The sequence below is a fragment of the Capnocytophaga sp. oral taxon 326 str. F0382 genome (assembly GCF_000318295.1).
Taxonomy (GTDB): domain Bacteria; phylum Bacteroidota; class Bacteroidia; order Flavobacteriales; family Flavobacteriaceae; genus Capnocytophaga; species Capnocytophaga periodontitidis.
On the sequence record NZ_KB291356.1, the window covers coordinates 34,344 to 45,965 of the forward strand.

General features: G+C 34.1%; 13 protein-coding genes. 8 read left to right on the forward strand and 5 right to left on the reverse strand.

The window, feature by feature from the left end:
• Window positions 1-262: 262 nt before the first annotated feature.
• From HMPREF9073_RS00340 to HMPREF9073_RS00375, 8 genes are read left to right on the forward strand one after another with little or no spacing between them, the layout of a single operon-like run.
• Window positions 263-910 carry a hypothetical protein gene (locus tag HMPREF9073_RS00340; RefSeq protein WP_009411997.1) on the forward strand — a complete coding sequence of 216 codons (648 nt, stop codon included), beginning with the start codon at window positions 263-265 and terminating at the stop codon, window positions 908-910.
• A gap of 10 nt (window positions 911-920) precedes the next feature.
• Window positions 921-1,940: a tetratricopeptide repeat protein gene (locus HMPREF9073_RS00345; RefSeq protein ID WP_009411998.1), complete on the forward strand. Its 1,020-nt coding sequence runs from the start codon at window positions 921-923 to the stop codon at window positions 1,938-1,940.
• Window positions 1,941-1,943: 3 nt separating this feature from the next.
• Complete coding sequence (locus HMPREF9073_RS00350; protein ID WP_009411999.1) at window positions 1,944-2,516, forward strand: tetratricopeptide repeat protein; 573 nt, start codon at window positions 1,944-1,946, stop codon at window positions 2,514-2,516.
• Window positions 2,517-2,527: 11 nt separating this feature from the next.
• Window positions 2,528-3,337 (forward strand): hypothetical protein, encoded by an 810-nt coding sequence (locus tag HMPREF9073_RS00355; protein WP_002681419.1) that lies wholly within the window; start codon window positions 2,528-2,530, stop codon window positions 3,335-3,337.
• Between the two features lie 11 nt (window positions 3,338-3,348).
• Entirely contained in the window at window positions 3,349-4,302 is a 954-nt protein-coding gene (locus HMPREF9073_RS00360) for a hypothetical protein (RefSeq protein WP_002681423.1), read from the forward strand.
• A gap of 11 nt (window positions 4,303-4,313) precedes the next feature.
• Complete coding sequence (locus tag HMPREF9073_RS00365) at window positions 4,314-5,138, forward strand: hypothetical protein (protein WP_009412000.1); 825 nt, start codon at window positions 4,314-4,316, stop codon at window positions 5,136-5,138.
• 2 nt (window positions 5,139-5,140) lie between these two features.
• Entirely contained in the window at window positions 5,141-5,497 is a 357-nt protein-coding gene (locus HMPREF9073_RS00370; RefSeq protein ID WP_009412001.1) for a hypothetical protein, read from the forward strand.
• Window positions 5,498-5,508: 11 nt separating this feature from the next.
• Complete coding sequence (locus tag HMPREF9073_RS00375; RefSeq protein ID WP_009412002.1) at window positions 5,509-6,030, forward strand: hypothetical protein; 522 nt, start codon at window positions 5,509-5,511, stop codon at window positions 6,028-6,030.
• Window positions 6,031-6,127: 97 nt separating this feature from the next.
• On the opposite strand, the gene creD is transcribed toward HMPREF9073_RS00375, so the two are convergent.
• The 5 genes from creD to HMPREF9073_RS00400 form a co-directional block, all read right to left on the reverse strand.
• A complete protein-coding gene (gene creD, locus HMPREF9073_RS00380) occupies window positions 6,128-7,474 on the reverse strand; it encodes a cell envelope integrity protein CreD (protein WP_034554979.1) in 1,347 nt (448 codons plus the stop codon).
• 168 nt (window positions 7,475-7,642) lie between these two features.
• Window positions 7,643-7,945 carry a transcriptional regulator gene (locus tag HMPREF9073_RS00385; RefSeq protein ID WP_009412004.1) on the reverse strand — a complete coding sequence of 101 codons (303 nt, stop codon included), beginning with the start codon at window positions 7,943-7,945 and terminating at the stop codon, window positions 7,643-7,645.
• A gap of 2 nt (window positions 7,946-7,947) precedes the next feature.
• Entirely contained in the window at window positions 7,948-8,694 is a 747-nt protein-coding gene (locus HMPREF9073_RS00390) for a hypothetical protein (RefSeq protein WP_009412005.1), read from the reverse strand.
• An 11-nt stretch (window positions 8,695-8,705) separates the two neighbouring features.
• Window positions 8,706-9,356 carry a DUF308 domain-containing protein gene (locus HMPREF9073_RS00395; protein ID WP_009412006.1) on the reverse strand — a complete coding sequence of 217 codons (651 nt, stop codon included), beginning with the start codon at window positions 9,354-9,356 and terminating at the stop codon, window positions 8,706-8,708.
• A 183-nt stretch (window positions 9,357-9,539) separates the two neighbouring features.
• Window positions 9,540-11,510, reverse strand: coding sequence for an OmpA family protein (locus HMPREF9073_RS00400; RefSeq protein WP_009412007.1), 1,971 nt, complete (start codon window positions 11,508-11,510; stop codon window positions 9,540-9,542).
• Window positions 11,511-11,622 lie beyond the last annotated feature (112 nt).

Genomic DNA, 11,622 nt, shown 5'->3' on the forward strand with positions numbered 1-11,622 from the left:
CATTATTCAATAGTGTTTAAATAACTATTAAAAGACATAAATAATATTAGCGTTTCGCTTTACATTTTCCTCCCGTAGAAAACGACCAATTTTTTTAAAAGTGCAGGAAGAGTAAAAGTGGAAATGCCTACGTTACAAGCGTGGGCATTCCTTTTGCTTTGCACTTATAGCCTTTGGTCGGGCTTCTACGAGAAAGCAAAAAGGAATGTTTCACGTTTTTTTTATGCAGTAGAATGAATATAATGTTAAAAACAAAAATACTATGAATGATTTTATAGCCAAACTATTAGACCATAAACAACCTATGGAAATAACTCCAGAAAGGACTTCTGTAGTTATGATAAATTTGAAAACAGCTCGTCTCTTATGTGGTAGAAATATAGAAACAGGAGATAAACTAACTGACAAAGACAAAAAAGTTTTAGAAATTCGGGAAGCACTTTGGAAAGAAGGTTTAGGTTATTCCTATTTTTCGGGCATTATGTGTTATCTTGTCTTGTTAGAGCAATTAGGACAAATCTTTAATCCTTCTACTACTCAGGAAAACGCTATCTACAAAGTTTTAAAAACTTACAACAATGTAGCAAATAGTGATGAAAATTATACCTTAGTAGGACTTAGAAATGCTTTAGCTCATAATGGGGGCTTGGTTAGCAAAAGTGATAATTACCCTAAAAAATTTGTACTTAGCTTAGAGGAAAGTAACAAAGTGGTTGAACTTCCTCAAGAGAATTGGGATAACAACTATTCCAATAAAAGTGAAGACTACAATACAATTATTTATGTAAATAATTTTATCAATTTAGTAGAAGACATCTTTAGAAGAGTCAAAGAAGATGCAATAAATGGAAGTCTTACTTCTATAGATGAACAAGAAATAAAATCAAGATTTACAGTAATTAACGGATAAAAAATAACTTATGGAAATTATAGTCATAATTTTACTAATAGCAATGGTTGTTGTTATGTATGGTATTTTTCAAAATTTATTTGGCTCTTCAGAAGAGATTACAGTAATAGAAGAAATACCCTCTCCTCCTAAGGATTTAAAGGAGGTAATGGCTCAAATGCAAAGTGAAAAACTTTTTAAACAAGCAATATCTTTAACAGAACAGAACAATTACATTGAAGCATTACCTATTTTAGAACAAGCCGCTAACTTAGGGAATGTAGAAGCTATGTGCCTATTAGGTGATTTGTATAGTGAAGAAAAGGGAGTTGAATGTGATTTACAAAAGTCTTATGAGTATTACGTTCAAGCTGCTGAAAAAGAATTTCCAAAAGCACAATACAAATTAGGTATGCTGCTATTTGAAAAGAATGACACATATAAAGCTCAACTCTGGATAGAAAAATCTGCCCAAAATGGATATCCCGAAGCTCTTGAAATTTTAAAAAGAATGGGGATTAATATAACTCCCATAAGAAAAGATGAAACAACCTTAGATAGCTTAGATAGAGGGAGCAATAGTATTGGGAACAATAGTATTGAAAATATGCGTAATAGAGGATTACTTAGCAATGTTTTTGTATCTACTCTATTGTTAGGTATTACTCTTTGGATAGTATTTTTTATGTTAGGGCTACTTGTTCTAAACTCAACTAATTATGATAATTATATTTATAAAAACGACTCTTATATAAGAGAAGAGGCAGCTGTAATAGCTTCTATCACAGCTCTTATAGGAAGCGCTGTTGGTTTGATATGTATGATTATTGCTTACTTTAAACCAAAAGTATCCTCTTTTGTTTATGCTATAGTAATATTTTTATTAGCATGGGTACCAACATTAGTAATATTCTTTATAAATTCAGGCTTTTCACACGAGGATGACACTATGGGATTTTTTGGGCTAACTTTTGTCTATATAATATCGTTGGTTATTATAAGTATGTTTATCCATTTATCTAAAAGTAAAAAACCTATCATAAATTTTTAAGATATGAAAAAGATATTACTATTTTTCAGCTTTTTCTACATAGTTTTGCTCTCAGCACAAAAAGTAAACATAGATCTACTCACTGAAGATGCAACAAAAGGTAATGTAGAAGCTCAGTTTTATTTGGCTACACTTTACTATTTAGGAGGAGATGATGTAGAAAAATCTCCCGAAGATGCCGTTTATTGGTTTGCCAAAGCAGCAGAAAAAGGAAATGCACTTGCTCAACTTGGGTTAGGTGAATGTTATCGAGAAGGTGTAGGAGTAGAGCAATCCCATTCAAAATCAGCTTATTGGTACAGAAAATCAGCACAACAAGGTAATTATAGTGCTCAATTCAATATTGGTTATTACTATAGCGAAGGGATTGGTGTAGAGCAATCTGATAGTAAAGCTTTCTATTGGTGGAAAAAAGCGGCAGAACAAGGAGATGCAAAAGCTCAGAATAACTTAGCTGCTTGCTATTATCTTGGAAAAGGAGTTGAAAAGTCTAAAAGTAAAGCTATATTTTGGCTACGTAAGGCTTGTGAAAACTTCAATGACAAAGCTTGTGAAATGTTAAACCAAATAAAATAAATATCATAACAATGAAAAAAGTATTGTTTATCTGCATGTTACTTGCTTTGGTTTCTTGTGAATCAGAAGAAACTAAAATCAACAAAGCAAAAGAAGTTGTTAGTCTTTTTGCAAGTAATACCGCGTTTGAAAATTTAGAAAAGTTGCCTCTATACTATCCTGATATAAAAAAAATTGAAGGACGTTTTTTGGCACTAAAAGATTTTCAATTATTAAATGCTGTACTAAATGAGAGAACAATTTCTGTAATAGGAAAAGCTCAAGGAAATGAAGTACTTTTCGAAGTTGAAAAGAAAAACGGAAAGTATATTATTACAAAAACCAAAGGGCTTTCTATGTTTGTATATTCTGAACTTTACAAATACTGCAAACAAATTGGTTGTATAAAAGATGATAACTACGACATTGAAATCTCTAAAATTTGCTTTGAAAAACGATTTGAGTTTAATAGCTTAGTGGAGAGCATTAAAAGAGAAATCGAACAAAATGTTCGTTTGGAAAATCACACTGTTCAAGGTGGATATGGATATGTTACAGGGAATATTACCTACAAAAATTACTCAAATTTTACGATCCCTCGTGATACATACAATTTATATGTTGAGTATCTTAACAGCAAAGGAAAAGTACTTTTTAAGGAAAAAACTGTTGAATTTACTACACTAACTTATGGTGAAAGTAATACAACTTGGGTATCGAAAGATGTTCAAGGAGCAAGCAAAATAGCTGTTTCATTAGAAATAACAAACACTGATTTTATTGAAAAAATACTAGCCGAACACGCAAAGGGAAGCGATTGTACCTATTCTAATAACCTATAAAATTAAGAACAATGAAAAAAATATTATTTTTAATAGTGTGCTTTTTGCCTTTTGTTGTAGCTTGCACACAAGAAAATAAAATAAAGAATGATCTAACTGAACTCGAATTGAAAGATAAGGTCAAATCCTTAAGAATTATCAATTATGAACCTATTGATAAATTTGGGGAGATTACAGCAGGAGAAAGATTAGAAGGCAATAGATCTTATAGTTTTAATGAACAGGGATTTATATTGTCTTTTGAAACTTTCGGAAAAGATGGAGAAATTAAAACTTCTCAAAAAATAATTTACAACGAACAAAATAAGAAAAGTGAAATACGTACTCTAAATATAGTTGATTTAGGAGATACAAAAATAAATTTTGAAAGTAAATCAGTCTACAAATATAATTCAGAAGGTAATAATGTAGAGATACTTACTTTTGCAAGAGATAAAGAAACAGCTAAAGAAGAGTATCAGTACAATTTAAAAAATGAAAAAATAGAAGGAAGAACAATATTCTTTCAAGATGATGGGAAAGAAATATTTGGAGGAAAAGAAATCTATAAGTATGATGATAAAGGCAATTTGATTGAACAAATTGGCTACTCTTCTAACGGAGATGAAACTACGAGAAGTCTTTTTGTCTACGATCAAAAAAATAATAAAGTAGAAGAGGCTTCTTATAAACAAAACACTTTGGAAGAAAAACGATTTTTCAAGTATAATAATGAAAATAGAAAAATAGAAGAGTTAGTTAATCTATCCAATTCTAAATATAAGTTGGTATTTTATTTTCAATATGATAATAATGGAAATGAATTGAGTTCTGAGGGAGTGCTTAATATGAACTTAGAAAATAGAATTCTTAGAAAAGATTCCTATAAGTATATTTATGATGATAAAGGGAATTGGACAGAGAAAATCATCTATGAAAATGGCATAGCTAAGTTTATCACAAAAAGAATTATTGAATATTACTAAAAAATACACTTATGAAACTAATATTTTTTTTGTTGAGCCTTATGGCTTTGGTAGCTTGTGAGAGCAAAAGTAGTAAAACTGACTGGGATAAACAGAATTTAAAAGGCAAGGTGAAATCTATAAAAGAAACACCTTATGAAGCTATAGGATATTCAGGTGAATATCACAAGGGAAATTTAGCTCCAAGAGGCTTTGCTAATAATGAATTTTCTTTTGACGAGACAGGAAAATTACTTAAAGAAATCTCCTATAATAAAAATGGGGGAGTCTTTAATGTTTATACTTATAATTATGATAATAAAGGACTGTTATTAAGCAAAGACACTTATGACAGCAAAGGAAATCTCGAAGAAAAATCAGTTTATAAACATGATCTTCAGGGTAATATAACAGAAGAAAACTCATATAATACTAATGGGAAATTAAAATCCAATAATTATTATATCTATAGATATGATGAAAAAGGAAATCAAGTAGAACGTTATCTATTCGTTTATGCAACAGATGAGGAAGGTAATTTTTCCTTTGATAAAAATGGCACTGCGAAAATTGAAATTATCTATAAAGAAGAAAATTCGTATGACCAAAAAGGAAATAAAATAAAAAGCACAATTCAAGATCTCTTTCTTGGTAAAACAGAAATTTCCTATGAGTATGATAATAGAGGCAACTTAGTTAGAAAAATTGAAGCAGGTGGAGTATTGGACGGAAAAGAAAACGTAACTTGTAAATACAAGTTTGACAGTAAAGGCAATTGGATAGAAATGACTAAGACAATAACATCTCAAGGGCACAGTAAAAATTTAATCATAGAACGGAATATAGAATACTATTAGCAATGAAAAAAATAACTTTACTCCTCACCCTATTTTTAACTTTGATTGCTTGCAACCAAAGAAAAAATTATTACAACGACAATAGCACTGATGGCTATGAGGAAAACTCTACTTATGAAAAAGAAGAGAAATACCCTGATGGTACTTATGAAGCTGAAGTAGAAGTTTACAATCCTGACACGGGGCACGAAGCTACTTATACATTAGATGTAGAAGTGGAAGACGGAGAACTTACCAAAATATATTGGAATAATGGTGGATGGTTAGATGATAGCCATTTCTCTCCTATAGACATTAGCGATGGTTCAGCCTCATTTGAGGATGATAGAGGTCGTGAATACAAAGTTGAACTCAATTAAATTCTACTCTAATGAAAAACCTCTTTCTTATCATTACCCTATTCACCTCCTTATCTCTCTTTTCACAAGTAAGAAAAGAAGTAGAAAATGGTATTTGGGTAACCTTCCCTAAAAATCCGCAGTACAGTGTGGCACAAGGGGCGCGACAGTATATCGCACAAACAGACAACGCGGTGTGTATGGTGCAGAGTGTAGACCTACCTCAACGCTCTCAGTACTTAGTTGCTGAAAGAAACTTTTCAGAAACTCAAAAAAAAGAGGTAGCGGATAGTTTTCTCAACAACTATACTCAAGGGGTGATGGCTTCCTCAGGCAATACTGCACAAATAAGCTCTATCAAAAAGGGAGCTCACTATGGTAGAAAAATAAACTACTCCGCTGTGAATCCCGCTACGGGTGAGGTTACCCAGCGCAGTAGTATAGTGCTTTTTGTCCGTGCTAAAGTAGTGTCGGTAGAATGTATAGCAATGAACAACAGCTCCAAAGCTACTACCGAGATGAATAGCTTTTTAAACTCTATTACTGTGAGATAGTATTTTACAAAACATTTAAAACTTTGCCAAAAGTCATAGCCTTTATTGCTACAACTCTTGGCAAAGTCTTTCTTACTTCTTATCTTTTATCTCTTACCTACCCCCTGCTCTCCCATTCTACTTTTCGCGATACGTACATCACAATAGCTAAAATGGTAAATAAACCGATACTGCCCACTAATAAAGCATAGTTTTCAAGCTGAATAATCACATAAATAAAGCCGTAGAGTGCTGCCAACGAAAGTCCTATAAAAATAGGAAACTTCTTGTTTTTCAGTATAGAAACGGAGTACAAACTGATAAGTCCTATCGTCATTAGCGATGATATAAAGTAAGCAAACGAGAAACTACTGTGTTCAGTAATAGAAATAAGTAAGGTATAGAATAAGATAAGGGATAAACCTATCATTGAGTATTGAAAGATATGAATTTTTATCTTGCTGATACTTTGTATCAAGAAGAATATCAAGAAAGTGAGAAATATCACCAAATAACCGTATTTAGTAGCGCGTTCATTCTGTTGATATTGGTCTACAGGAATGATAAAATCTACATCATAAGTGTATTGCGCAATGCTTGGCAAACTTCCAAACGATTGTTGTGCAAACGGACGATTGATGTGCAACACCTTCCACGAAGCGTTAAACCCATTGGTATTTATCTGTTTAGTGTAAGGCAAAAAGCTACCTGTAAAGCTGGGGTCAGCCCAATTGGAAGTAAGTGTGCCCTCGGTCGTCTTCCCGATAGGTACAATAGCTATCTTCTTGCTACCATCGTACTGCACCGTAAAACTAAACGACGGGTTAGCCAAAAACTCCTGATAGTTGATAAAACCTGTTTCAAGTGAGGACACCTCATTAGCTTTACTCTCATAGTCAGAGTAATAATTTTCATTATCACTTTGCTCATAGATAGGTTCAAAAGCGTAAGTCTTACCCCCTAATTGAATGCTTACCCCGTTTTTAATACTCGCAAGGTTAGTAGTACGGATGAGAATTGTAGCCTTATCCCAACTGATATCCTCATTAGCAATTCCTTTAGTTGTAAAGTTAGGAGCTACATAACTACCTGTAAAATCCATAGTTGCATTAAACACCACCGACTCATAGTTATTGCGCTTCTTCACTTCAGTTTTTACATTCGAAGTATTTTTCAATTCCTCGGGGAAGAAATAAGCATATTGAGTTTCAAAAACATTTTTGTTCTTGTCGCTATACACCTTATAAGGGATTTTGAGAATAGGCCCATAGAAAAAGACCTCACGCCCCCACTTGCTATCAATCTCATTGATAACCTCCTGCTGACGTTCTTTGCGTTCTCTCACTAAGTTTTGCACTAATAAGAGCGGAATGAGCAATACCAAAGTAAGTGCCCCAATAAGCATCAAACGAAAAGTGTTTGATTGCCATACATTAGATGTTGTTGATGGTTTTTCTGGATACATAATATTTAAATTTACAATTAATAATTAACAATTAATAATTAACACTAAAGCGCTTTGTAATTCAAAGTGTGTTTGTAAAAAAGAAAGGAGTTAATATTCCTCCTTTACGGATCGTCCTCCTTCGGGGGTTCGGGGGCAAATTGACAAATTTGCAAATTTGCTAATTTACTAATCTGCTAATTTTCCAATAATCTTCTCAAGTGCATTCAAATGTTCTTGGAAAGCCTCTCGACCCTTTTCTGTTACTTTATAAGCTGTATTAGTTTTGCGTCCTATAAACGATTTTTCAATAGTGATATACTCTTCAGCTTCCAAGGCACGGGTATGGCTTGCCAGATTGCCGTCGGTTACCCCTAAGAGTTCTTTTAGGGTATTAAAGTCGGCACTGTCATTGACCATCAACACCGACATTATTGCTAAGCGAATGCGGTGGTCAAAAGCCTTATTGATATGTGCCAAAAAAGTCTTCATTTCTATCCATCCCAACCTATATCAGTGATTTCTTTATCGTCAAAATCTATTTCTAACGAATGGTCAGGGGTGAAAATATCCCCAGCAGATATATGAGCAGCGACTCCTGTACTCCAAACATTCATACGACCTCTATATACCTCTAAAGTATCATACCAATTATCATCAGCTTGAGGTGTATATTCAGCACAATGCTCATTGTAATAGCTAATGAGTGTCGCTTTAGCATCCGAAAGCCATTCTAAGTATTCCTTTATTTTGTTAAAACAGTTTTCTATAGGAGTATCTTTGTTTATAAAGAATGAAAAATCCTTTCCTTCTATCTCTTTGTTAAAAATTACTACTTTTTTCGCTGAAAGGATATACTCAATATCCAAACTAAATTCCTCTACTTTCTTAAAATCACCAATTTGAAAAGGTTGCTGTTTTTGCTTTGCTCTCAGTTTGCGAATATCCTTGATACAAAAAGTATTTTTATGCGTTTTGGCTTTATCTTTCAAAACCAATAGTTTGCTTTTCTCCTTATAATTAGTAGTGTCGGCAATGCGTAAGAAAGTCTCATAAGCCGAAAGGTGGTATTCTAATAAGGTGTAAGTATCAGCGAGGATACGCTCTTCCTCTTTAGTGCGCTGGGTTTTAGCTTGCAAATCGTACAACAAATCGTACAATGCGATAGCTCCCTCGTGAGAGCCTCCTGCTTTGCGAAAAGCATTAGAAGCATCGATATAGCGTTTTAAGATTTCAGTCATAGTATCATACTTTATTCCTTTTGTGGATTGTCCCCCTTCGGGGGTTCGGGGGTTCGTTCATATTTGAAGTGCATAATGCCTCCATAGAGAATATGGCATACGCCAAAACCTAATGTCCAGAACAAGAGTCCGTAACCAGGGAAATATACAGCTAATAAGCCTAAAATAATTTCGGTAATACCGAGATAATGCACATCACCAAAGGTGTATTTACTCACGTTCACACACGCCAAACCATAGAAAATAAGCGTCATAGGAGCCAACAATCCGTAGTACTCATTTTTGATAAGCAACACACTGAGCAAGCCTCCCGTGAGTAGTGGAATCATAAAGTTATACAATGCTCTTTTAGCAGTAGGTGTTACTAAAGTTTCACCATTGCGTTTGGCTTTGCGCACTGAAAACAAGTAAGCTGTGAGAATAGAAGCTACAAGCACCGCTAAAGCAATAGCTATAATAGCTTTAAAGGTTTTGCTTTCGATATACACATACGGATAATAGTTATAATGGTGCTGCAATAATACATACACTCCTGCTGCTCCCATAAGAGCATACACTCCTGCCAATACCCCCGAAAGTCCGCTAAGCGAAAGAAAAAGGGTAGATTTACGCATCATTTGGCGTATTTCACGTAGATCCTCTAAATATTTATTTTCTTCCATAGTGAAGCACTTTGTGTTGCAAAGTAACTACTAATAGTTGTAACTGCCAAATATTTTTGAAACAATTTGTAAAAATATTTTTCTAAATACTGATTTTGAATAGGTTATAAAATTAAAAACTTTGCCAAAGGTTGTAGTAATGTGTTACAACCTTTGGCAAAGTAAAAATATTGATATGTACAATTAGAATTGTACGATGATAAACTCACTTCGGCGGTTAGCTTGGTGTTCCTTTTCGGTACAAGGAACGCCATTAGAGCAACCATTTACCAATTGCGTTTCACCATACCCTTTACCTGTAATTCTGTTTTTATTAATACCGTGACTTACAATCCATTTGATAGTAGATTTAGCGCGGCGCTCAGAAAGTGCTAAATTGTATTTATCAGAACCACGGCTATCTGTATGCAAGCGTACATCTACTTTCATTGTAGGGTGTTCTTTCATTATAGCTACTATTTTAGCCAATTGTTCTGCAGCATCTTTGCGGATATTAGCCTTGTCATAATCAAAATAGATATTTTCTATCTTCAATACTTTAGCTAAATCAGTACCTACCTCTATTTTAGGGGTTGCTGGAGGAATCGGGGTGAGCAATACCTCTGCAGTTACTTTTTGGGTGCTATTGAGAGCTACTGATTGTTGTCCGGATTGGTATTGTTCTTTTTCCGATTTGAGTAGCAATTGCAAATCACCACAATCGGCGGTGTAGAGAAGGGTAAAGTGTCCTTCTTCATCGGCGGTAGTTTCTTCTAACAAAGTGTTGTTAGCTCCCCATAGCGTTACTTTTGCCATTGGTATAGTTTGCTTAGTATCAGCATCTTTTACCACCCCTGACAAGCTGTATTGACAAGTAAAACGCAAAGGTGTATGCTCATAAAAGCTATAAATATCATCGCTTCCTTTTCCTTCAGGGCGGTTAGAAGTGAGATAACCTATCTTAGTTTTACTATTGATAACATAACAAAAATCATCTTCAGCACTATTGGCGGGACGCCCTATGTTTACAGGTTTAGTAATAGGGTTACCTTCTTCATCTAATTTCACTGCATAGATATCCAAACCACCCAAACCAGGAAAACCATCAGATGAATAGTAAAGGATATTATCGTCTGACACGAAAGGAAAAGACTCGCGTCCTGAAGTATTGATACGATCACCTAAGTTTTCAGGTTTGCCATAACCACTTTTGAGGATTTTAGCGCGATAGATATCTGAAGAGCCTAAAGTACCTTTCATATCCGATGAAAAGTAAATGTACTTACCATCGGGACTGAGAGCAGGGTGTGCCACGCTGTGGATATTACTATTGAAAGGCAATTCTTGTACATCACCCCATTTGCCATGTTTATCTTTAGTTGCTTTAAAGATTTTGAGGAGCACGGTTTGGTCTCCATTAGTTTTCACTTCGTTGTTGATGAAGTTGTTACGAGTGAAATACATTGTGTTGCCATCTTTGGTAAAGGCAGCTGTTGATTCATTGAATTTGGTGTTGATACCGTTCAATTTAGCTTTTTTAGTAGCTTTCAAGCTATCGGTATTGGCTTCGTAAAGGCTATAGAAATTATCCCCTGTCCAATCGGAACGGCGCTTGAGGAATCCGCTTTTAGAAGTAGCATATACGATGTTATCACCATAGAAAGCTGTGCCATATTCCGATTTTTTAGTATTGATTTCTAACAAATTGAGCTCCATACGCCCTGAATTGCGTTTTACTTCCGCTTGATAATCTCTATTTTTGAGAAAAAGGGCAGCACGCGTATCTTGTTTGCCAGCCAATTCAACAAACTTATCCATTATCTTATCAGATTTATCGTAATCGCCCACAGTTTTGAGAGTTTGGGCATAACGATAGTAATATTCAGGTTTGATATTGAAAGGCTTGTTAGTTTTAGCATCTTTGCCTTCAAAAAGCTTGGCATACCACTTATTAGCTTGTTGATAATCGGCGTTGTAGTAATAAGCATTACCGAGATTTTCTAAAAGTTCTTGAGGTTGAGTACCTCTTTTGGCAATACTCTCATAAGCGTTGATAGCCTCTACATAATCTAAGTTTTTATAATGTTGAGCTGCTTTTTTGAGAGCATCTTTTTCATTTTGGGCATAGCCTATTTGTAGAGCTATTAGTGTAATAGCTAAAAGAAATTTTTTCATAAGTTTAATTTTCTTTTTTATTTTATGCTTGAATTTTTCTTTTGATGTTAGAAGAATCGAGGAGATACGATTTTTTTATAGGTTTTTACCAATTCATAACGCAAGAAGATTT